Origin of the sequence: Myxococcus sp. CA023 (assembly GCF_010998615.1) — a bacterium.
Lineage (GTDB): Bacteria > Myxococcota > Myxococcia > Myxococcales > Myxococcaceae > Myxococcus.
In genome coordinates this window covers 32,256-53,089 of the sequence record NZ_JAAEAH010000052.1, presented here as the reverse complement: position 1 = coordinate 53,089, position 20,834 = coordinate 32,256, and the positions used below count along the sequence as shown (strand labels likewise).

General features: G+C 68.8%; 26 protein-coding genes. 14 read left to right on the top strand and 12 right to left on the bottom strand.

Translation table 11 applies throughout. The features are described from left to right. Positions 1–4 precede the first annotated feature (4 nt). The 6 genes from F8M74_RS22710 to F8M74_RS22690 all read left to right on the top strand — a co-directional run bounded on the left by F8M74_RS22710 (position 5) and on the right by F8M74_RS22690 (position 3,447). Positions 5–967, top strand: coding sequence for an ABC transporter permease (locus tag F8M74_RS22710; protein WP_141254697.1), 963 nt, complete (start codon positions 5–7; stop codon positions 965–967). Continuing rightward, a complete protein-coding gene (locus tag F8M74_RS22705) occupies positions 957–1,925 on the top strand; it encodes an iron chelate uptake ABC transporter family permease subunit (RefSeq protein WP_141254698.1) in 969 nt (322 codons plus the stop codon). The genes F8M74_RS22710 and F8M74_RS22705 overlap by 11 nt, the downstream gene beginning before the upstream one ends. Beyond that, complete coding sequence (locus F8M74_RS22700) at positions 1,922–2,680, top strand: ABC transporter ATP-binding protein (protein ID WP_141254699.1); 759 nt, start codon at positions 1,922–1,924, stop codon at positions 2,678–2,680. The genes F8M74_RS22705 and F8M74_RS22700 overlap by 4 nt, the downstream gene beginning before the upstream one ends. Then, the gene (locus F8M74_RS38665) at positions 2,680–2,910 is read left to right on the top strand and encodes a cittilin family RiPP precursor (RefSeq protein WP_368669192.1); all 231 of its coding nucleotides are present in this window, start codon (positions 2,680–2,682) and stop codon (positions 2,908–2,910) included. The genes F8M74_RS22700 and F8M74_RS38665 overlap by 1 nt, the downstream gene beginning before the upstream one ends. Before the next feature lie 67 nt (positions 2,911–2,977). Further along, positions 2,978–3,268 carry a cytochrome P450 gene (locus F8M74_RS22695; protein ID WP_228560209.1) on the top strand — a complete coding sequence of 97 codons (291 nt, stop codon included), beginning with the start codon at positions 2,978–2,980 and terminating at the stop codon, positions 3,266–3,268. Next, positions 3,268–3,447: a hypothetical protein gene (locus F8M74_RS22690; RefSeq protein WP_141254700.1), complete on the top strand. Its 180-nt coding sequence runs from the start codon at positions 3,268–3,270 to the stop codon at positions 3,445–3,447. The genes F8M74_RS22695 and F8M74_RS22690 overlap by 1 nt, the downstream gene beginning before the upstream one ends. A gap of 102 nt (positions 3,448–3,549) precedes the next feature. On the opposite strand, the gene F8M74_RS22680 is transcribed toward F8M74_RS22690, so the two are convergent. Both F8M74_RS22680 and F8M74_RS22675 read right to left on the bottom strand, forming a co-directional pair. After that, a complete protein-coding gene (locus F8M74_RS22680; protein ID WP_141254701.1) occupies positions 3,550–4,785 on the bottom strand; it encodes an RNA polymerase sigma factor in 1,236 nt (411 codons plus the stop codon). Between the two features lie 18 nt (positions 4,786–4,803). Further along, positions 4,804–5,166 (bottom strand): YciI family protein, encoded by a 363-nt coding sequence (locus tag F8M74_RS22675; RefSeq protein WP_163884540.1) that lies wholly within the window; start codon positions 5,164–5,166, stop codon positions 4,804–4,806. Positions 5,167–5,512: 346 nt separating this feature from the next. Here F8M74_RS22675 and F8M74_RS22670 point away from each other — a divergent pair, with 346 nt between their 5' ends. The 3 genes from F8M74_RS22670 to F8M74_RS22660 all read left to right on the top strand — a co-directional run bounded on the left by F8M74_RS22670 (position 5,513) and on the right by F8M74_RS22660 (position 8,059). Continuing rightward, positions 5,513–6,322, top strand: a complete 810-nt coding sequence (locus F8M74_RS22670) for a M57 family metalloprotease (protein WP_216619640.1) — start codon at positions 5,513–5,515, stop codon at positions 6,320–6,322. A 240-nt stretch (positions 6,323–6,562) separates the two neighbouring features. After that, on the top strand, positions 6,563–7,534 hold the full coding sequence (locus tag F8M74_RS22665) for an aldo/keto reductase (protein ID WP_141254704.1): 972 nt from the start codon (positions 6,563–6,565) through the stop codon (positions 7,532–7,534). A 144-nt stretch (positions 7,535–7,678) separates the two neighbouring features. Next, complete coding sequence (locus tag F8M74_RS22660) at positions 7,679–8,059, top strand: hypothetical protein (protein ID WP_141254705.1); 381 nt, start codon at positions 7,679–7,681, stop codon at positions 8,057–8,059. Positions 8,060–8,128: 69 nt separating this feature from the next. Here the strand turns inward: F8M74_RS22660 and F8M74_RS22655 are convergent, their stop codons facing one another. The 4 genes from F8M74_RS22655 to F8M74_RS22640 all read right to left on the bottom strand — a co-directional run bounded on the left by F8M74_RS22655 (position 8,129) and on the right by F8M74_RS22640 (position 10,190). Next, complete coding sequence (locus F8M74_RS22655) at positions 8,129–8,674, bottom strand: SRPBCC family protein (protein ID WP_228560211.1); 546 nt, start codon at positions 8,672–8,674, stop codon at positions 8,129–8,131. A gap of 42 nt (positions 8,675–8,716) precedes the next feature. After that, entirely contained in the window at positions 8,717–9,205 is a 489-nt protein-coding gene (locus F8M74_RS22650) for an SRPBCC family protein (RefSeq protein WP_141254707.1), read from the bottom strand. A 110-nt stretch (positions 9,206–9,315) separates the two neighbouring features. Continuing rightward, positions 9,316–9,636: a transcriptional regulator gene (locus F8M74_RS22645; RefSeq protein ID WP_011550804.1), complete on the bottom strand. Its 321-nt coding sequence runs from the start codon at positions 9,634–9,636 to the stop codon at positions 9,316–9,318. Further along, entirely contained in the window at positions 9,633–10,190 is a 558-nt protein-coding gene (locus tag F8M74_RS22640) for a hypothetical protein (protein ID WP_228560213.1), read from the bottom strand. The genes F8M74_RS22645 and F8M74_RS22640 overlap by 4 nt, the downstream gene beginning before the upstream one ends. A gap of 266 nt (positions 10,191–10,456) precedes the next feature. On the opposite strand from F8M74_RS22640, the gene F8M74_RS22635 reads away from it, so the two are divergent. The 3 genes from F8M74_RS22635 (at position 10,457) to F8M74_RS22625 (ending at position 11,945) form a co-directional block, all read left to right on the top strand. Next, positions 10,457–10,660 (top strand): cold-shock protein, encoded by a 204-nt coding sequence (locus F8M74_RS22635; RefSeq protein ID WP_002635980.1) that lies wholly within the window; start codon positions 10,457–10,459, stop codon positions 10,658–10,660. A 93-nt stretch (positions 10,661–10,753) separates the two neighbouring features. Further along, on the top strand, positions 10,754–11,320 hold the full coding sequence (locus tag F8M74_RS22630; protein WP_141254708.1) for a DUF99 family protein: 567 nt from the start codon (positions 10,754–10,756) through the stop codon (positions 11,318–11,320). A gap of 199 nt (positions 11,321–11,519) precedes the next feature. Continuing rightward, the gene (locus F8M74_RS22625) at positions 11,520–11,945 is read left to right on the top strand and encodes a hypothetical protein (RefSeq protein WP_171410076.1); all 426 of its coding nucleotides are present in this window, start codon (positions 11,520–11,522) and stop codon (positions 11,943–11,945) included. Between the two features lie 54 nt (positions 11,946–11,999). Here the strand turns inward: F8M74_RS22625 and F8M74_RS22620 are convergent, their stop codons facing one another. Further along, positions 12,000–12,557, bottom strand: a complete 558-nt coding sequence (locus F8M74_RS22620) for a DUF2378 family protein (protein WP_141254710.1) — start codon at positions 12,555–12,557, stop codon at positions 12,000–12,002. A gap of 55 nt (positions 12,558–12,612) precedes the next feature. On the opposite strand from F8M74_RS22620, the gene F8M74_RS22615 reads away from it, so the two are divergent. After that, positions 12,613–13,365 (top strand): hypothetical protein, encoded by a 753-nt coding sequence (locus F8M74_RS22615; RefSeq protein ID WP_141254711.1) that lies wholly within the window; start codon positions 12,613–12,615, stop codon positions 13,363–13,365. 22 nt (positions 13,366–13,387) lie between these two features. Here F8M74_RS22615 and F8M74_RS22610 read toward each other — a convergent pair whose 3' ends face one another. The 4 genes from F8M74_RS22610 to F8M74_RS22595 form a co-directional block, all read right to left on the bottom strand. Beyond that, the gene (locus F8M74_RS22610) at positions 13,388–16,507 is read right to left on the bottom strand and encodes an efflux RND transporter permease subunit (RefSeq protein WP_141254712.1); all 3,120 of its coding nucleotides are present in this window, start codon (positions 16,505–16,507) and stop codon (positions 13,388–13,390) included. A 12-nt stretch (positions 16,508–16,519) separates the two neighbouring features. Continuing rightward, positions 16,520–17,629, bottom strand: a complete 1,110-nt coding sequence (locus tag F8M74_RS22605; RefSeq protein ID WP_141254713.1) for an efflux RND transporter periplasmic adaptor subunit — start codon at positions 17,627–17,629, stop codon at positions 16,520–16,522. After that, a complete protein-coding gene (locus F8M74_RS22600) occupies positions 17,626–18,357 on the bottom strand; it encodes a TetR/AcrR family transcriptional regulator (RefSeq protein ID WP_171440367.1) in 732 nt (243 codons plus the stop codon). Before F8M74_RS22600 ends, F8M74_RS22605 begins: the two co-directional genes overlap by 4 nt. 98 nt (positions 18,358–18,455) lie before the next feature. Next, entirely contained in the window at positions 18,456–19,133 is a 678-nt protein-coding gene (locus F8M74_RS22595) for a DUF2293 domain-containing protein (protein ID WP_140860415.1), read from the bottom strand. Positions 19,134–19,252: 119 nt separating this feature from the next. Here F8M74_RS22595 and rnz point away from each other — a divergent pair, with 119 nt between their 5' ends. After that, complete coding sequence (rnz, locus tag F8M74_RS22590; RefSeq protein WP_141254715.1) at positions 19,253–20,176, top strand: ribonuclease Z; 924 nt, start codon at positions 19,253–19,255, stop codon at positions 20,174–20,176. A gap of 2 nt (positions 20,177–20,178) precedes the next feature. Here the strand turns inward: rnz and F8M74_RS22585 are convergent, their stop codons facing one another. Further along, positions 20,179–20,703, bottom strand: coding sequence for a hypothetical protein (locus F8M74_RS22585; RefSeq protein ID WP_141254716.1), 525 nt, complete (start codon positions 20,701–20,703; stop codon positions 20,179–20,181). Positions 20,704–20,834 lie beyond the last annotated feature (131 nt).

The following is a 20,834-nucleotide window of genomic DNA, read 5'->3' as shown; positions in this document are numbered from 1 at the left end:
CACCGTGAAGCGCGCATTCGCCGCCGCCGCCGTCCTCGTCACGTTGGCGGTGGTCAGCCTCCTGATTGGCGCCAGTGATGTGTCCTGGCGCGCCCTCTTCGCTCCCGAGCCGGATGAGCGCGCCCTCCAGGTGCTGGTCATCAGCCGGCTGCCGCGCATGTTTGCCGTCATGCTGGCGGGCACGTCCCTGGGCGTCGCGGGCCTCATCATGCAGATGATTGCCCGCAACCGCTTCGTGGAGCCCACGACGGCGGGCACCGCGGAGTCCGCCAGCCTGGGCCTGCTGACCGCCACCCTGCTGGCGCCTGGCCTTCCGGTGCTCGGGAAGATGATGGTGGCCACCGTCTTCGCCCTCGCGGGGACGGCGCTTTTCCTGCTGGTGCTGCGGCGCATTCCCCTGCGCTCGGCCCTCATCGTCCCGGTGGTGGGCCTGATTCTGGGCGGCATCATCGATTCGGCGACGACCTTCTTCGCCTACCGGTACGACCTGCTTCAGACGGTCAACGCGTGGACCACGGGTGACTTCTCCACCGTGCTTCGCGGCCGCTACGAGCTGCTGTGGGTGACGCTGGGCCTCACCTGCGCCGCCTACACCGCCGCGGACCGCTTCACCGTCGCCGGCATGGGCGAGACGTTCACCACCAACCTGGGGCTGAACTACCCGCGCATCGTCGCGCTGGGGCTGGTCATCGTCGCCCTGGTCACCGCGATGGTGGTCGTCACGGTGGGCATGATTCCGTTCCTGGGCCTGATTGTCCCCAACCTGGTCAGCATGGTCATGGGCGACAACGCGCGCAGGTCCATTCCCTGGGTCGCGGTGAGCGGCGCGGCCTTCGTGCTGCTCTGCGACATCGTGGGCCGCGTGGTGCGCCACCCGTATGAGATTCCCGGAGGCACCATCGCCGGCGTCATCGGCAGCGTGCTCTTCCTGTACCTCCTGCTGAAGCGAGGCGCCCGTGTCGGCTAGCGCCCCGCCCGTCAGCCCCCTGCGACCCCTGCTCGTGCTGGGCTGCGTGGCCGTGGCCTTCATGGCCCTGTTCATGCTCGTCGACGTGAGCGGCCCGTGGGACTTCGTGCTGCCCTTCCGCGGGAAGAAGGTCGCCACCGCGTTGCTGGTGGGCTACGCCGTCGCCGTCTCCACGGTGCTCTTCCAGACGGTGACGGGCAACCGCGTGCTGACGCCCGCCATCATGGGGTTCGACTACCTGTACGTGCTCATCCAGACGTGCCTGGTGTTCTTCCTGGGCTCCACCACCGTGGCGGGGCTGGACCCCCGGTTCCTGTTCGGCGCGGAGGTCATCATCATGGTGGCCTTCTCCGCCATGCTGCACGGCTGGCTCTTCGGCATGGCCCGGGGCAACGTCCACCTGCTGCTGCTCACCGGCGTGGTGATGGGCGTGCTGTTCCGGAGCCTGTCGTCGTTCATCCAGCGCGTCATCGAACCCAACGAGTTCATCTTCCTGCAGGACCGCTTCTTCGCCAGCTTCAACGACCCGGAGCACGACCTGCTGCTGCTCTCCGTGGTGCTGACGCTGGGGGTCTCCGTGCTGGGCCTGCGGCTGCTGCGCGCCTGTGACGTCCTGGTACTGGGCCGGGAGGCCGCCATCAACCTGGGCGTGGACTACCAGCGGACAGTGTCATGGGTGCTGGCGTTGGTGGCCATCCTGGTCGCCGTTTCCACCGCGCTGGTGGGGCCCGTGACGTTCCTGGGGTTGCTGGTGGCCAACATCGCCTACGCGGTGATGCGGACGTACAAGCACGCGTTCGTCCTCCCCGCCGCCGCGCTCATCGCCGCCATCGCCCTGGTCGCCGGGCAGTTCATCCTGGAGCGCGTCTTCCGCCTGGACACCAATCCACGGGTCATCATCGAGTTCGTCGGTGGGGCGGTGTTCATCGCGATGCTCATGAGAAAGGCCACGAGATGATCGAGGCGAAGAACGTCAGCAAGCGCTACGGCGAAACGCTGGTGGTGGACGGCGTCACCCTGAGCCTGCCCGTGGGCGGAATCACCTCCATCATCGGTCCCAACGGCGCGGGCAAGTCGACCCTGCTGTCCATGATGAGCCGGGTGATGCCCATGTCGTCGGGCAACGTGCTGGTGGACGGGCTGGACGTCACCACCACGCCCGGGGACATGCTCGCGAAGCGGCTGGCCATCCTCCGGCAGGACAACCACATCACCGCCCGGCTGACGGTGCGTGAGCTGGTGACCTTCGGCCGCTATCCGCACACCAAGGGCCGCCCCACCGTGCAGGACCGCGAACACGTGGAGCGAGCCATCGAGCACATGGGGCTGAGCGCGCTCGCCGACCGCTTCCTGGATGAGATGTCCGGCGGCCAGCGTCAGCGCGCCTTCGTGGCCATGGTGCTCTGCCAGGACACGGACCACGTGCTGCTGGACGAGCCGCTCAACGGCCTGGACCTGAAACACGCGGTGTCCATGATGAAGCGGCTCCGGCACGCCGCGGACACGCTGGGCAAGAGCTTCGTGCTGGTGCTGCACGACATCAACTTCGCCTCCTGCTACTCCGACCACATCGTCGCCATGCGCGACGGCAAGGTCGCGTTCCAGGGCCGCCCGGAGGACATCATGCGCCCTGACGTCCTGCGCGCCATCTACGAGCTGGACATCTCCGTGCAACAGATTGAAGGCGACTGGATTGCCACCCACTACCGGTGATGGCGCGGCGCACCAACCTGGGAAGCAAGGGGTTTCCACTAATCACAGACAACTGTGCCGCTTTCTCGGGCTGTGCCACATTTCACCGCGCTGGCCATGACGTCAGCAGACAGCAAGACGCCACCACCTCAAACCAGGAGTTCGCCATGAAGAAGGCCCTGTACTCTTTGGCTGTGCTGATGCGGTTTGCTCGCGCGGACAAGCTCTCCGCCCCGTATATCTATTACTAGTCAAAAGCCGTCAGGCATTGTGCCCTGACGGTTGGGTCTCAAGAGCTGGTCAACGCGGGTGGAGCGCATGGTTCGCCTGCGCCAGCGGCAGTTCCCCCTCCAGGACCCTTTCATGCCACAGGTGCGCCTTCCGCCGGGGCCCCAGGGCCACTTCATTGCTGGCAACCTGGTGGAGTTCTCCGAGGACCCGCTGGGGTTCCTCACCCGCTGCGCCAGGGAGTACGGCGACGTGGTGCGCCTGGGAAAGCGCAACTTCCTCCTCAATCACCCGGACCTGATTGAACGCGTCCTCGTCAACGGCGACGGCAACTTCGTGAAGCTCGCCGGAGTGGGCCAAGGCAAGCGTCACAAGGGCTGATGGAGACGGTGCTCATCACCGCGTGCGTGGCACGGCGGTTCCGCCTGGAGCTGGCACCGGGCTGCGTGGTGCGGCCCCGGCCGGCGCTCGCGCTCCAGCCGCTCGGGGTCCGGCTGATTCCGCGGCATCGCGCTCACGGAACACAGGAAGGCGAGGTGCGGCATGCGACGGGGGCATGACGGGGCAGCGGTCCGGCGCGAGTTCTTCCGCTCGGCATACCTGCTGGGCGTGCCCTGAAGCTGGCCACGGTCGATACCACCGCGAAGCCAGCGCGGGCCCCTTCACTCCGCCAGCAACTCGCGTAGACGCGCTTCCAGGAAACGCCGCTCGGGCGCGGTGCGGACCATTGCCAGTGCCCGCCGGTAGGCACTCACGGCCTCGTCCTTGCGCCCCAGACGCCGGAGCAGGTCCGCGCGCGCGGCCGGCAGCAGGTGGTAGTCCGCCAGCCGTCCGGAGGCCTCCAGGTCATCCACCAGGGCCAAGCCGTGCTCGGGGCCGCGGGCCATCGCCACGGCGGCGGCATGGTTGAGCGCCACCACGGGCCCCGGCGTCAGCACCACCAGCCGCGCATACAGCGCGGCAATCTGCGCCCAGTCGGTGTCCTCGGCGCGCGGAGCCTGGGCATGCAGCGCCGCGATGGCCGCCTGCACCGTGTACGGCCCCCGAGCGCCCATGGCGAGCGCGGCTCCCAGCTCCGCCAGTCCTTCGTCCCGCTGCGCGCCATCCCAGAGCGAGCGGTCCTGCCGGTCCAGCAGCACCAGCCCACCATCCGCCGCCACGCGTGCCCGGCGGCGGGAGTGGTGAAGCAGCATCAACGCCCGCAGGGACGCCACCTCCGCGTCGCCTGGGAGCAGCGAGCGCGCCAGCCGGGCCAGGCGCAGGGCCTCTTCGCAAAGGTCCACTCGCAGCAACGCCGGCCCGTCCGTGGCCGCGTAGCCCTCCGAGAAGACGAGGTAGAGCGTGTGCAACACGCCCTCGGTGCGCTCCGCCAGCGCCTCGGGCTCCGGGATGATGTAGGGGATGCGCGCGGTGCGTATCTTCCGCTGCGCGCGCACCAGCCGCTGGGCCAGCGTGGCGGGCGACACGAGGAAGGCGCGGGCGATCTGCTCCGTCGTCAACCCACACAGGCAACGAAGCGCGAGCGCCACCTGGGCCTCGGGTGACAAGGCGGGGTGACAGCAGGTGAAGAGCAGCCGCAGCGAGTCGTCCGGCAACGTCTGCCATCCGGCGTCGTCCACGGATGGCGCCACCGCCTCCAACTCGCCCACGCGCGCCTCCAGGCGAGCGGACCGCCGCATGCGGTCCACCGCCTTGTTGCGCGCGACACGCATCAGCCAACCGGCCGGCTCGCGAGGCACACCCTCGCGCGGCCACTGATTCAAGGCAGCGGCGAAGGCGTCCTGCACCACCTCCTCCGCCGCGCTGAAGTCGCCGTCCAGCACGCGGATGAGCGTGGCCACGATGCGCCCGTAATCCTCACGGTGCGCCCGTTCGAGAATGGAGGGGGTGTCCATCATGCCGCGCGGGGCCCGGCGTCAGTCCTGGGGCATGGCGAATTCCCGCACCGGCCGCACCTCGATGGAGCCGCTGCGCGCGCTGGGAATGCGAGACGCGATGCCAATCGCCTCGTCGAGGTCCCTGGCCTCCACGAGAAAGAAGCCGCCCAGTTGCTCCCGCGTCTCCGCGAATGGGCCGTCGGTCGTCAGTCGCTTGCCGTCGCGGATGCGCACCGTGGTGGCCGCCGCCGTGGGCTCCAGTTCCTCGCCCGAGATGAAGTGCCCGCTCTGCCGGATGGCCTCCTCGAAGGTGCCGTACTCCCCCATCACGCGCTGGACGTCCGCCTCCGACAGCGCCTCGGCGGCCTTCTCGTTCTCGTAAATCATCAGCAGGTACTTCATGGGTCCGTGCCTCACGGGTGAGCAGGAGAAGAGCCTCCCTGCTTCCGTGGTCGAACGGAACCCCCGTGAATCGACCGCCTTTTCACGGGGGATTTCTTTTCGATGACCCGCCGCAGTTCGCCGAGGGGACCAGGCCCCGGTGCCCGCCGTCGATGTGGGCCGAGCTGGTGTCCCGCCAATTGTCGAGCTCACACATCCCTGAGTCAGAGCAGACTCTCTCAACGCCGGTGAAACTCGAGCCCCGGTTCAGAATTCGCGTGGACCTGTGTGTCCGATTTTTCGGTGCCGGGGTCTTCTTTTCGCTTTTTGTTTCAATTCCGAGAATTCGCTCCGAGGGTGGTCCACCATGGTCAAGTTTCGCTCCGTTGCTCTTCTGGCAGGCATCTCCATCCTGAGTTCCGCGTGCGGCGCCCCTGAGTCCGAGTCGCAGGACGCGCAGCAGCTCACCTTCGAGGAGTTCCGCGCCGGCGCGTATCAGGAGCCCGAGTCCGGTGGTTTCGTCGTCGACGGTGACATCTTCCTGCCGACGGAGTCGGAGCTGCGCGAGTTCTACGAGCAGTCCGTCAGCGGCATTGGCACCCAGCGGGACGCGCTGGCCGTGTATTACAGCGGTGGACGCGACATCAAATGGAGCGCCAGCCAGGCGCTCAACCTCACGTACTGCGTGAGCACCAAGTTCGGGAGCAACTACACGCGCGTGGTCAACGCGATGAAGAGCGCCGCGGCGGAATGGGAGGCGGCTGCCAACGTCAAGTTCGTCCACGTCAGCGCTGAAGACTCGAAGTGCACCAACCGCAACAACAACGTCGTGTTCGACGTGAACCAGACCAACACGTCGCAGTACCTGGCGCGCGCCTTCTTCCCCAACAGCGCCCGCCGCAGCGCCAACGTCCTCATCTCGACCACGTCCTTCCAGAACATCTCGCCCTGGACGCTGGAGGGCGTGATTCGCCACGAGCTGGGTCACGTGCTGGGCTTCCGCCACGAGCACACCCGCCTCACCAGCACCGGCTGCTACGAGGACAACGCCTGGCGCGCGCTGACGCCGTATGACGCCAGCTCCGTCATGCACTACCCGCAGTGCAGCGGCACCCAGACAGGTGACCTGGTGCTGACCAGCTCCGACCGCAGCGGCGCCCGCGCGCTGTACCCGTAAGCCCTACGGTCGTCCGCCGGCCCCAAGGGCCACCGCCTTCATGGCGGTGGCCCTTTTTCGTTTCACCAACGCCGCCTCGACACGCGCCCGGGTTGGCTGTCCGACACCTGGCGTGGGCGTCACCGCAAACCCCTGGCCCCATGCGCCGCGGATGCCCTGAATGCACGGCACCCGCGGGACGGTGAACGGCCGGGCCGTCCTCGGTGGAGGGAGCCTGCCTCCGGCCATCGAGGAGTCACCATGAAGTACACGCAATTGGGCCGCTCGGGGCTCTCCGTCAGCCGGCTGTGCCTGGGCACCATGAACTTCGGTTGGACGGCCGAGGAGCCGGAGTCCCACGCCATCATGGATTCCGCGCTCGACCACGGCATCAACTTCTTCGACACCGCCAACGTCTACGGCTTCGGGGAGAACAAGGGCCGCACCGAGGAGGTCATCGGCAACTGGTTCGCCAAGGGCGGCCGGCGGCGCGAGCGCACCGTGCTCGCGACCAAGCTCTACGCGCCCATGGGTGACTGGCCCAACGAGGGCAAGCTGTCCGCGCTCAACATCCGCCGCGCGCTGGATGCCAGCTTGAAGCGGCTGCGCACGGACTACGTCGACCTCTATCAGTTCCACCACATCGACCGCGCCACGCCCTGGGAGGAGATCTGGCAGGCCATGGAGGTGGCCGTGGCGCAGGGAAAGGTGCTCTACGTCGGCAGCAGCAACTTCGCGGGCTGGCACATCGCCCAGGCCCAGGCCGTGGCGGCACGGCGCAACTTCACCGGACTGGTCAGCGAACAGTCGCTCTATAACCTGATGGCCCGCACCGTGGAGCTGGAGGTGCTGCCCTCCGCGCAGTTCCATGGCGTGGGCATCCTCCCCTGGTCTCCCCTCCAGGGCGGACTGCTGGGCGGCGTGCTCCGCAAGGAGCGCGAAGGCAAGCGCCGTCTGGAAGGACGCGCCAAGGAATCCCTCCAGAAGCACCGCGACCGCATCGAGCGCTATGAGGCACTCGCCGACGAGCTCGGGCATGAGCCCGGAGACGTCGCGCTGGCGTGGCTGCTGCACCAGCCCGCTGTCACCGCGCCCATCATCGGACCGCGAACGTCCGCCCAGCTCGATGCCGCCGTCCACGCGGCCGGTGTCACACTTGATGCGAAAACACTGTCACGCCTGGATGACATCTTCCCGGGCCACAAGCCCGCCCCGGAGGACTACGCCTGGTGACGCACCGGGCGAGACATAAAAGGCTACAAATCCCTCTCAAACGGTCGGAAAAGACACCCAACCAGCACGGAGCGTCACTATTGACGACAGGAAATTCCTCTCATATTCCCTGTCGCGGTGTCCCCCAACAGAAGAGAGGTTCTCATGAAGTCGATGTCTGGAATCTTCGTCATGGCGCTGGTGATGCTGACCTCCTGCGGGCCCGTGCCCACCGAGGAGCAGCCTCAGGGAGGTAACGACGTCACCGCCGAGGACCACTTCCGCACGCAGGAGGCCGCGCTGACCGGTGACTGTTTCGTGCAGATCGAGTGCCAGGGCGGGGATATCAAGGAGTGCAGTGGCACGGGCTTCGCCTGTTCGGCCAATAGTGCCAACGGCGGCACCGTGACGTGCAACGGCAACTCCCAGACCTGCAGGCCCATCATCCTGGAGCCCACCTGCAGCTGCCGGGCGGATGGCTGCTGCAATCAGCTGTGCGCCATCAACGACCCGGATTGCAGCTTCGTCCCCGAAGGGCCGAAGTAGACACTGACCTCCGGGTGCGGTCCTCCAAGGGCCGCCCCCGGATGCACCGCGGGAGCGCCGGCAACCGCATTACTCAAAGCCCGGGCGCGAGACGTACTCGGCGTGGGCGCGCTCATAGGCTTCCCAGAAGTCCGGCGAGCGCTGTCCATTCAGCCGGTCGACCAGGAGGTCGAGGTGCGTATGCCAGCCGCCCGCCACGCTGCGCAGGGCGTCCCGGCCGTTGAGACGCACGTGGGTGATGGTCAACAGGACACCATCCTCGCGCTCGGACAGCTCGAAGCGGACCTCTGACGGGTCCCCGCGGTTCTCCGCCCATGTATAGGCAAACAGGTGCGGCGGCTCGCACGCCGTCACGCGCCCCACATTGACGTGGCCCTGTTCCATGTCCGCATGGCGCGGCGGTGGGGCGCCGCCTTCCTCTGACAGCTCGGAGTGGCGGAACAGCAGCTCCACCTTGCCACCGACCTTCGTCTCCGTGGGGCCGCTCGCGAGCCACAGCCGGCGCTTCTCCGGATCGGTGAGATAGGCCCAGACGCGCTCGATGGGGCCGGGCAGCAAGCGCTCGATACGGACGGTGTCGGAGGACAACAGGCGGGCGTGCGAGTCTCGTTTCATGGCGCCTTCGGTCATGCGTGGGGGGTGGGGGGAACCGCGGCGTCAGACGAGGTGCCGCGCGTCCTCGGGGACATGGTCCGGAACGAGCGCGAGCGCGATGCCGTGCTCCAGCCAGGCCTTGGCCCCGGCGAGGAGCAGGTTGAAGCCCCCGGTGCTGTCCAGCGCTCGCGCCACGACGGCCTTGTCGTCACCCCGGAAGCCGGACTCGACGACGCGGACAAATGTGCGGTCCGGCGACAGCGCCGTGAAGGTCCACTCGACGAAGGTCATCGCACCCGGGTCACCCCACTCGATGCGCAGGCGGGCGCCGGGCTCGAAGTCCAACACGTTCACGGTGACCGACACGCCGTAGGTGTCCCAGAACCACTGCGCCGTGCCGCCGGGCTGGAGCCGCGCGCTGCCCCGGCTGAACCAGAACTTCGTGGTGATTGCGGGGTCCACGAAGGCCGCGAAGACGTCCGCCACGGGACGGCGAATCATCATCATCGCCGTGGCAACCGGCGCACCCTTGTCATTCCCTGTCGACGCCATGACGCACTCCCGATATTCATCCAATTGGTTTAATATTCCTGCAATCACCGCTCGATTGTCAACCGAATGGTGAAATCTCCACCGCGCCCGGGACGGCGCCCCAGGCGCTTTCAACCGATGACGCGGAAGGCCGGCGGATCAATGCGCGTGGCACGGCACTGAGGACAGGCACCGGGCCGCGTGAAGCGCCTGCGGTCCTTGAAGGTGAAGCCACACGCCAGGCACGAGGCGGGCAACACCTCCAGGCGGGCGCCCTGGACCTTGAGGGATTTCTCCAGGTGCTCCAGGTGTCCGGCCACGTCCTTCTCGGAGATGCCCACCAGGGCGGAGAGGTCCTTCGCGGTGAGGCCGCTCTCCGGGGCGGACGTCAGCGCCGCCTCCAGCGCGCCGCGCACGGTGCTGCCGCGCGCTGGAGGAACAGGGGCACTCACGCGCCAATCGCCCCCGGGTCCGTCGCCAGCTCGCCGCCCAGGTGCATGCCCGTCTGGCACCGGTAGTCCGTCACCAGCGACGCGAGCACGGTCGTCACGCCCACCGCCACGTGGATGGCCGCGGCCAGCGGGCTGCGCTTCGCATAGCCCAGCACGAAGGGCGAGAGGATGGACGCGGCGCCAAAGGCATAGTCGGCGATTTCATGCGCTTCGATGGGGATGAGCTTGGTCAAGCTGATGCGGTAATCCGTCAACAATGACACACCGAGGATGGTGGACCCCAGGGCAATGCCCGCGGACTTCGCCACGGCATCTCCGGACAACACCCCCGCCACCACCGAGGCCGTCCCGCCCTTGTAGTCCATGAGCGAGTGCAGGTCCTGCGGCACCCACCGGCGCAACGGCAGCCGTCCCAGGAGCGGACGGGAGATGATGCCAGCGGCGGCGCTCCGGTCCATGGCGCGGCGCACACCCCGCCGGAAGCGCCCTTCCGGAGGCACCGGGGGCGGGACGAGTCTGGGGGTGGACGGGCTCAGGGTCCGCGGTTCAGCCATGTGGCGCTCCTTCCAGTCTTGCCGTCGTGAAGTCGCCGCTACGGTAGGCACGCGGCCCGTGACGCACGGCGATGCGCCCCTCGCCTGCCCGGGCACCGAGGGTAGGAAGCCTGTCCACCCGCGAATTCCTGGCTGCTGGGCAGCCAGGGGGGCTTCCACTCGGTGGCCCGCCCCGGGCAGACTATGGCTCGCAGCACGGCCCTTCAGTTTCTGAGAGGGCGATATCCGCGGCACCCCAGCCGCTTTGGAACGAAAGAACGCGATTCATGGCAACCGGTACCGTCAAGTGGTTCAACGATGCGAAGGGTTTTGGGTTCATCGTGCAGGACGGCGGCGGTGAGGACGTGTTCGTCCATCACAGCGCCATCAACATGGATGGCTTCCGCACCCTGCAGGAAGGCCAGAAGGTGGAGTTCGAAGTAGGCCGGGGCCCCAAGGGTCTGCAGGCGCAGAACGTTCGCGCGGCCTGAACGGCGGTCCGGCGAAGCCATGAAAGCCCGGTCTCGCGGATGGCGAGTCCGGGCTTTCTCTTTGCGGGCGCTCCCTGAGAGGCTGCGCGGCCCATGCGCCTGCCCCGCTTCCCGCGTGTCATCGGCTTCGACGACGGCCCCTTCGCGCGCCGCCCCGGCGCCGCCGTGCCCCTGGCGGGCGTGGTGTGTGGAGGCACGCGCTTCGAAGGGCTCGTCTGGGGACGGGTGCGCCGCGACGGCTGGAACGCCACGCGAGAGGTGTGCCGGCTGTTGGAAGGCGGGAAGTTCCTCCCGCAGCTCCACCTGGTGCTGCTGGATGGCATTGCGTTCGGCGGCTTCAACGTCGTGGACCTGCCCCTGCTGGCCAGCCGGCTGAAGCGGCCGTGCGTGGCGGTGATGCGGCGGCCACCGGACCTGGGCGCGGTGGAGCGCGCGCTGCGGCGTCTGCCTCGCGCGGACGCGCGCTGGGCGAAGCTGAAGCGCGCGGGTCCCATCCACCAATTGGGAGGCTTCACCTTCCAGGTACAGGGCGCGGAGCCCGCCTGGGTGGCCGAGGCGCTGGCGCGCGTGACGGACCGCGGCCTCGTCCCCGAGGCCCTGCGGCTGGCGCACCTCATCGGCTCCGCTGTCGTCACCGGCCAGAGCAGTCAGCGCGCCTGAGCCTTTCCCAGACGGGTTTCACCTCCTGGCGAGGATTGCGCCACCACCACATGTGGGTGCCAGCACGCGGAAACTTCCACCGGCGCCAGACAACCCAGACACGCTTGCACACCCTTCCAGCCATGAACCTGCCCTGGAGGGCTGCATGGAACCCCGTTTGTCTTCATGTTAATCTTTGCCTCGCGAGGAGGGCGCACGCATGTTCGAAGTCACCAATGACAAGAATCGCCGTACCGTCACCGTGCGGTTGAGTGGGTTCGTCAGGCCGAACGAGATGCGGGACTTCGCGAGCCGGTATCGTCACGAAACAGACGCCTACGGAGGAGGACGACACCTGGTGCTCGCGGACATGCGTGGGCTCAGGACCCTGGAGCCGGAGTCCGCCAGCCTCTTCGGAGAGGTGGTGGCCTACGGCCGGCAGATGGGCTGCGTCATGTGCGCGCACGTCTCGGATTCCACCATCGCCCGGCTGCAGACAGCGCGGGTGGCCTCGGCGGCCGCGGCGGACAACGACATCACGGTGGACTGCGTGTCGCTGGAGGAAGCGCACTCGCAGCTCGCCAAGGCGCGCTCGCGCTACTTCCTGGGCGCGGCGGAAGGCGAGCTAGAGCACGCGGCGCGCTGAGACAGACCTCCAGGCTGGAGCACGACGGCTCCAGCCCATGGAATCCCAGCAGGCTCAGTCCTCGTGGCCGTTGCGCCACGTGAGCCGGTAGGTGACGCCTTCGTCGGTGAAGGCGCGCACCTGCACCTCGGCATGCGGCGCTCCCACGGCGCGCAGGCCCGCGCGCAGCGCGCCTTGCGTGAAGTAGCGGATGGCCCCGGCCTCGTTCATCCACAGGTCCACTTCGGTGGGGGACACGTCGTCCAGGCGTGTCTCCGTGTAGTTGTTCCCGGAGCGGAACATCTGCCGGGCCCGGCTCACGCACCGGCGGGGGCCCAGGAGCTGAATCACACCGAAGGCCGCGCGGCCCAGCACCGTCTCCCGGTAGCCGTCCACCATGCGCTCCCCCAGCAGCGCGTAGCCCACGTCGTCGGGCACGTCCGGGTGCAGCTCGCGCGCGGCCACGCGCACGGCGGAGCACCATGTTTCAAAGGAGTAGGCGGGCTGCAGCTTGCGCTCCAGGTCCACTCCCACCTCCCGCAGCCGCTCGCGGAGCACGGGGGTGACGCGGGCACCCAGTCCTCGCACGAAGAGACCCTCCAAGGTGTGCTCGAAGACGAGCTTCTCCGGCATGTTCAGCAGTGTACCCTTCCTCCGCTAGGATGTACGGCGAGGGGGTAGGAATTCCATGGGTCTGCAACGAGAGCTCGCCATCCTGGCCATGAAAGCCACGCCGCTGCCGGGGAAGAAGAACTTCCTGGCGGAGGCCGGTATCGCCACACCGGTGCCCGCCATCCGCGGGTCGATTGGCGCGGTGGCGCATGAACCCTTCATGGCCTTCGACACCAAGCGGCTGATGGACCTGCTGGTGGCCTTCACCATCGGAGACTTCCCGGAGCGGGCCGGTTGCTCCAACTACTTCAACCCGCACAGCCCCTGGTACAACGTCTTCTACGGCGCCTACGGCATCCGCTCGTACAAGCGGGATGGCAGCCCGTGGGGATTCACCCGCGACGGCCGCCCGGACCTGGACGAGATGCTGGAGATTCCGCGGCTCGACTACAACTTCCTCACGGCCGGGGAGCTGGGCTGCCCCGCGTCGAAGATGTGCTTCGAGGTGCTGGACGTGCGCCAGGGCCGTGAAGGCCCGTGGCACATGGCGGAGGTGAGCTGCATCATCCCCAGCGGACTGCACCGGGTGCAGGACGCGCAGGCGCCGGACTTCACGTACTACGCCGTGTTCGGCGTGCCAGAGGAGGACTACCTCGTGGGCGGCCGGGAGAGCTACGAGCCGGTCCGCATGCGCGGGCGCATGTACTTCCGCCCGGTGGCCGAACGCCTCACGCTCGTCTGGGGCGGACTCTGCCCGGACACGTCCGACGGCCAGCGGCTGATGGGCGCCATCGTGGATGCGATGGCGCCGCTGTACGCGGGGGGATGAACGCCCCCCGAGCCCGTGGACCTCAGGCCGCCTGACCGGGCTTGGGCTCCACCTGGTGCGGCGGCGCGGCGGCGGCATCGTCGCGCGGACGGCGGCGCTTGAAGCCCAGGCGCTCCATGCCGGCGAACACCACCGGCACCACCAGCAGCGTGAGGAAGGTGGAGGTGATGACGCCACCAATCACGGAGATGGCCATGGGTGCGCGGAACTCCGAACCCGTGCCCGTGCCCACCGCCGTGGGCACCATGGCGATGGCCATGGCCGCGCTCGTCATCAGGATGGGCCGCAGCCGGCGCGGGCCCGCCTTGAGCAGCGCTTCGTCCACCGTGTCGCCTTCCCGCAGGTTCTGAAGCGCGCCGTCGATGAGCAGAATGGCGTTCTTCGTCACCAGGCCCATCAGCAGGATGATGCCAATCATGGCGCCCATGGACAGGTGGAAGCCCGTGACCACCAGTCCCAGCAGCGCGCCCACCAGGGCCAGCGGCAGCGACACCATAATGGTGAGCGGGTGCTTGTAGGACTCGAACTGGCTGGCGAGCACCATGTAGATGAAGACGAAGGCCAGACCGAACGCCGCGCCGAAGGCGTCGTTCTGCTCGTCCAGGTTCTTCATCTGCCCGTCGTAGATGAGCGCATAGCCCGGTGGCAGCGGCTGGGCCGCCACGCGCGCCTTCAGCTCCCGGGCGATGTCGCCCAGCGCCGCGCCCGGGCCCAACTGCGAGTACACGGCGATTTGCCGCTCGCGGTTCTCATGCTCGATGAGGCTGGGGCCGTTCTTCATCTCCACCCGGGCCACGTCCGTCAGCGGGCGCAGGCCGCTGGGCGTGTACACCTCCAGTTGGCGCACGCGCTCCGGCGTGGCGCGGTCCTTCTCCGACAGGCGCACGCGGATGTCCGTCTCGGTGATGCCCTCGCGAAGCTTCGCCACCACGTCACCGCCAATGGCCAGCCGCAGCTGCGTGGCCAGCGCGCCCGCGTGCAGGTCCACGTCGCTGGCGCGCGCGCGGTCGATGAGCACCTGCATCTCCGGCTTGGGCGGGTTGGACTCCACGCGCACGTCCGCGGTGCCCGGCAGCTCGCGGAGGATGCCCGCGACGCGCTCGGCCTCCTCGTTGACGCGGTCCAGGTCCGGCCCGGTGATGCGCACCATGATGGGGTAGTAGTCGCCCATGCCCTCCAGGATGGGCGGGTCGCTCAGGTTCACCCGCGTGCCCACCAGCCCAGGCTCCAGCAGCGCGCGCGCATCCTCCTTCAGCACCTGGATGCCCTTGGTGCGCGCGTCCTTGCCCACCGTCAGCACGCGCATGCGGGACTTGTTCACATCGCCGTCCTTGCCGACGATGGAGTAGACGTCCGTCACCTCCGGGAGCTGGCGCAGCAGCACCTCCGCATCGGCGGTGCGGGCCTCCGTCTCCCGGATGCTGGCCGAGTCCGGCAGCGTCAGGTCCACGAAGAACTGCGAGCGGTCCTCCGCGGGCATGAACTCCATGCCCAGACGGCTGGCGCCTCCGAAGGACACCACCAGCAGCACCAGCGTGAGGCCCACCGTCGTCCACTTGTGCGCCAGCACCCAGCGGAGGATGGACTCGTAGACGCGCTCGGTCCCGTCCAGGAAGCGGCGCAGCGCCGCGGCCACCGCGTTCTCCTGGCGGACCTCGCCCGGCACGCGCCGCTTCGCCAGCCGCGCCGACATCATCGGGTCCAGCGTGAAGGAGATGAACAGGGAAATCAGCACCGCCACGGAGATGGTGATGCCGAACTGCCGGAAGAACTGGCCGACGATGCCAGGCATGAAGGCTACCGGCACGAACACCGCCACCAGCGACAGCGTGGTGGCAAGCACCGCCAGGCCCACGTCCTTCGTGCCGTTGGACGCGGCGCTCTCCGGGTCTTCCCCCTTCTCCAGCCGGTGGGTAATCGCCTCGCGAACCACCACCGCGTCGTCGATGAGCAGACCGATGGCCAGCGACAGGCCCAGCAGCGTCATCTGGTTGAGCGTGTAGTCCAGCACGTACATCACGAAGAAGGTGCCCAGCACGGAGGTGGGCAACGCCAGCGCCGAGATGAAGGTGCCGCGCACGTCCAGCAGGAAGATGAGGATGATGAGCACCGCCATCGCGCCACCGAAGATGAGCGCCACCCAGACCTCGTGCGCGTTCTCCTGGATGATGTCCGACTGGTTGATGAGCAGCGTGGCCTGGAAGCCATGCCCCACCACCGAGCCCATCTGCGCCATCACCTGCCGCACCGCCTCGCTCACCGCGACGGTGTTGGAGCCCGGCTGCTTGACGATTTCCAGGATGACGGCGTCCTGCCCGTTGAGGCGCGCCAGGGTGCGCCGCTCCGCCACGCCGTCCGTCACGCTGGCGATTTCGCCCAGCCGCACCTGCGCGCCCGTCGCGCTGCGCGCCACCGGCAGGTCGCGGATTTCATCCACGTTCTGGAACTGCCCCAGCGAGCGCACCGTCATCTCGGAGGCGCCCAGTTGGAGCCGGCCCGCGGGCAGGTCCAGGTTCTCCGACGCCACGCGCTGGGCGATGCCCAGCGGGGACACACCCGCCGCGCGCGCCTTGTCCAAATCGATGTCGATTTGCACCTCGCGCGTGTCTCCCCCCGTGACGCGCACCTCGGCGGCGCCTTCCAACTGCGCGAGCGCGGGCTTCACGCGGTCGTCGATGAGCCGGCGCAGCTCCTGCGAGGGCAGCTCCGCGGAGACGGCGTAGGTGAGGATGGGCGTGGCCCCCAGGTCCACGCGGCCGATGACGGGCGCGTCCGCGTCCTGGGGCAGGCGACTGACGATGCCGGCGACCTTGTCGCGCACGTCCTGCACCGCGCGGTCCAGCGGGGCGGTCATCTTGAACTGCACCACCACGATGCCCACGTTCTCCCGGCTGTAGGAGTGAATCTTGTCCACGCCGCTGATGCCAGCGACGGCGTCCTCCAGGGGCTTGATGACCTGCGTTTCGATTTCGCCCGGACCCGCGCCTTTGTAGACGGTGTTGATGACCACCACCGGGAAGGACACGTCCGGATAGAGGTCGGTGCCCAGGCGGCCCAGGCCCATGAGGCCGAGCACGACGAGGCACAGCGACAACATCGCGGTGAAGACGGGCCTGCGGATGGAGACGTCGCTGAGCAGCATGGGGAGGGCTCCCTACTTCACGGAGACGCGGGCGCCCTGCGACAGGCCCGGAGTGGGGTGGTCAACGACGGAATCGAGCGGCGAGGACGCCAGCACCACCACCTCGCCCTGCTCGCGCCGCTCCAACACCCGCACGTCCACGCGGCGCACCTGACCGGACGCCACCACCCAGACATGGTCCCCGTTGAGGGCCGATAACGCGCTGCCTGGCAGCACCTGGGCGTCCTGCACCTGCCCCAGTGAGAGGACCGCCCGCGCCAGCGTGTGCGCCACGAAGCGGCCATCCGCGTTGGGGACGGCCAGCTCCACCGGAATGCGGCGCGTGGCGGGGTCCGCGGAGGGAAGGATGGTGCGCACCACCGCCTCGTCCGAGGACACGCGCGCGCCCACCGACTCCACGCGCACCTTGGCGCCGGGCTCCAGCTGCGAGCGCAGGGCCTCCGACACCGTCGTCTTCAAGAGCAGCGTGTCCAGGCGCTCCAGGTTGAACAGCGGAGTGCCCGGCGCCACCGTCGCGCCCGTCTGCTCCGGTGCGTCGATGATGGTGCCGTCGAAGGGCGCCCGCAGCTCGTGCCGGCGGCGGGACGCGCGCGCCTGGGCCAGCTGCGCCTTGGCGGCCATCCACTGCGCCTGCGCCTGCGCGGCATTGGCGCTAGCGGTGCGGTGGGCCACCTCGCTCACCCCACCCTGCTGCTGGAGCTTCTCGTTGCGGGCGGCCACGTCGGCGGCCATGGTGGAGGCTGCCTCCGCGGCGGCCACCGCGGCCTCGGCCTGGGCCACCTGCGCGTCGGCGATCTCCGGGTCCAGCTGCGCCAGCACGTCGCCCTTCTTCACCCCCTGCCCCTTCTTCACCCGGACGACCGACAGGCGGCCTCCCACCTCGAAGCCCACCATCAATCCCTGCGCGGGAAACAGCGTCCCCGTCACCGACTCGCTCGGCGCGGCCCGCACCGTCCGCGCGGAGACGACCTTCACCGTGGGCACCACCTCCTGCGCTGGGCCCTTGGCGGGCGGCGACGACGAGGCATCCGCCTTCTGGCATGCGGTCAGCGACAGCACGGCGGTGGCCATGCCCGCCGCGGCGAACACGCGGACAGCGGACGGCTTCAGGTTGGGTTTCACGAGCGTTTCCTCGGGGTCTTTCGGGGTTTCTCGGCGGCGGCTCGGGGCCGGCGCGCAACACGCTTGGACGGGGCGGGCGACGCCGGACGGGTGCCCTCCTGGCACAGCCGCTGGAGCGTGTTCGCCCACGCGTTCAGGTCCGGCTTCTCATCCAGCCGCGCCATCTGCGTGGAGAGCAGCAGGAAGGACCCGACGATGATGGAGGCGAAGATTCGCGCGTCCAACTCCGGATCCATGGCGCCAGCCTCCTGCAGCCGCCGGAAGTCGTGGGAGATGCGCTCCACCTGGGCATCCGTCACACGCCACAGCAGGGATTCGAACTCCGTGCCCTGGCTGCCGCTGGTGAGGACCAGGGACACGTCCCGGAACTCCCACACCCAATCCAGGGCCTCCAGGTCGTGCTCTTTCTCCAGTTGGAGGAACCGCAGATAACGCTCGCTGCGCTCGATGCGGTCCTGCGCTCCCGGGATGCCGTGCGTCTGGAAGAAGCCCTCCATACGCGCCATGCGACGCCCGTTCATCTCCATCAGCCCGGACTCGAACGCGCCCACCACCTCCCCGAACAGTGCCTCCTTGGACGGAAAGTGCAGGTAGAAGGCGCCCTTGGACAGCCCGCACGCGGCGGTGATGTCCTCGATGCGCGCCCCCTTCAGCCCCCGGCGAGCGAACTCCCGCCGGGCCGCGGACACCAGCGCACTCCGAGCGTGAGGGTCGGCGGGACGGGCCATGCTGGCCGGATTCCTAACCCGCTGGTCATTAACCACGCAAGGTTTCTGAACACCGGGTCAGTAATCCAAGGACTGCGACTGTGGGTGCGTTCCGCCGCTCAGGTCCGCGTCAGCGCGGTGCACAGCGGGCACGCGGAGGGCCCGTGGGGGACATCGCGGCGGTGCAGGTCCAGCACGGCGCGGGAAATGTCCGCCAGTTCCCGGCGCACCTCCCGCCGGGCGCCCTTCACCCGGGCGATGCGCATGTCGTCGTAGCTCGTGGTTTGATGTCGCATCCACGCGATGACGGCGGCCTCGGCGCGGCGCTCCAGGGGGATGCGCTCCGTGCGGGCCACGGTGCCGCTGCCCACGGGGGTGGCATGGGTGGCGACGAGCACCGCCATGCGCTTGGCGTGCGGCAGCCACGCCGGGGAGAAGGCGAGGAAGCGCAGCACGGCGTTGGCGAAGTCGACCTCGTAGGCCTCCTGCTCGCGGGCGCGGCGCTCGCGTCCGGCTGCCAGCTTCTTCTCGTAGGCGGGGGTGGCGCGCTCGGCCTCGAGGGCGGCGCGGGCGTGGAGGATGTGCGCTTCCGGCGCCCACACGCCCCGGGAGAAGAGCTTGCGGCCCACCTTCTCCGCCACGGTCCAGGAGGGTCCCGCCGCCTTCACGCGGCGGGTGAGTCCGGCGTCACCGGGGGGAAGCAGGGCCCAGCCGTCCGGCACGGTGAGCACGCGGCCATCCGGCGCGCGCACGCGGCGAGGGTCCGAAGTCGGCGCGAAGGTCAGGGATTCAGGCATGGTGAAGTCCGAGGTCGGGGGCGGCCACATAGCATGGGTGCCTCCAACCCTGGTAAATGGCCCCCTCGCGTCGGCGTTTGCCTGGCGCGGGAGGTCCTCAACGCGTGGGAAGTGCCGGCATGTCCCTCCTCAGGCTCACGTTCCTCGGTACATCCGCCGCGCAGCCCACACTGCACCGGAACCTGTCCGGACTCGCGGTGAAGGCGCACTCGGACCTGCTGCTCTTCGACTGCGGTGAGGGCAGCCAGCGGCAGATGGTGCGCTACGGCACCGGCTTCACCGTGGACGCGGTGTTCTTCACGCATTTCCACGCGGACCACTACCTGGGCATCATCGGCTTCCTGCGCACGCTGGGCATGACGGGGCGCTCCGAGCCCATCCACCTGTACGGCCCGCCCTCCGCGAAGCGCCTGCTCCACCAGGCCGTCCACCTGGGCGTGGAGTCCATGTCCTTCCCAGTGGAGATTCACGAACTGAAGGACGGTGACGTGGTGCCACGCAAGGGCTACGCGGTCCACGCGGTGGGCGTGGACCACCGCATCAACGCCCTGGGCTACGCGCTGGTGGAGGACGACCGGCCCGGGCGCTTCAACCTGGACGTGGCGCGCTCACTGGGCGTGCCGGAGGGCCCCAGCTTCGGAAAGCTCCAGCGGGGCGAGCCGGTGACGCTGGAGGACGGGCGGACGGTGAAGCCGGAGGACGTGCTCGGCGCGCCACGCCCCGGGCGCCGGCTGGTCATCTCCGGGGACACGCGCCCGTGCCCGTCGCTGGTGAAGGCCGCGAAGGACGCGGACCTGCTGGTCCACGAGTCCACCTTCTCCGACGACGAACAGGAGCGGGCCGTGGAGACCCGGCACTCCACCGCGCGGGAAGCGGCGCGGGTGGCGCGAGAGGCGGGAGCACGGCGGCTGGTGCTCACCCACCTCTCCAGCCGGCACGACACCGACCCCTCGAAACTGCTCACGCAGGCGCGCGAGGAGTACCAGGGGCCGGTGGAGGTGGCCTTCGACGGGTTCACCGTCGAATTGCCCCTCCGGGACTGAGGCTACTGAATCTTCTCGGACTCGGCGCGCAGGGCCGACGCGGACTCGGCGTCCACGCGCTGGACCAGCTCCCACTCCAGCGCCTCGTCCCGGGTGATGTTGCCGCCGTCGGCGCGTACGGCGGGCTCGGAGACGTCAGGCGCGCGGCCGGAGGTGTTGGCGGCGCCCGCGGACTGCGTGACGAGCTGCCGGGTGAACTCCACCGAGGACTGGCCCGGGCCCTTCTCGATGCCGCGCACCAGGTAGCGCACCTGGGTGGTGCCCAGCGACGACGGGGCGCCCTGCATCAGCCACTCGGTGGTGGCCTCGAAGCCGCCCTGGCCCGTCTTGAAGGAGTAGCCCTTCTCCTTCAGCAGGGCGAGCGCCTGCGGATACACCTCCGCCACGGGCTTGCGGTAGACGTGGTTGCGCGCCTTCTCCAGCAGGAAGGCTTCGCGGCGGCGGCCGGCGCAACCAGTGGTGGTGAAGGACAGCGCGGCGACCACGAGGAGCGCGGCGGCGCCGCGCGACAGCATCGACAGGTTCATTTCTCAGGACTCCACGGGAGTGTGAGGCGGCTCAACATCCCTCAACCTTCTTCCCGCAGCCAAGTCCCCCCGGGAATGGTTTCCCTGGGCAAGCATCCCACCCGCTCCGTCCGTATGGGTCCCCATGCGTC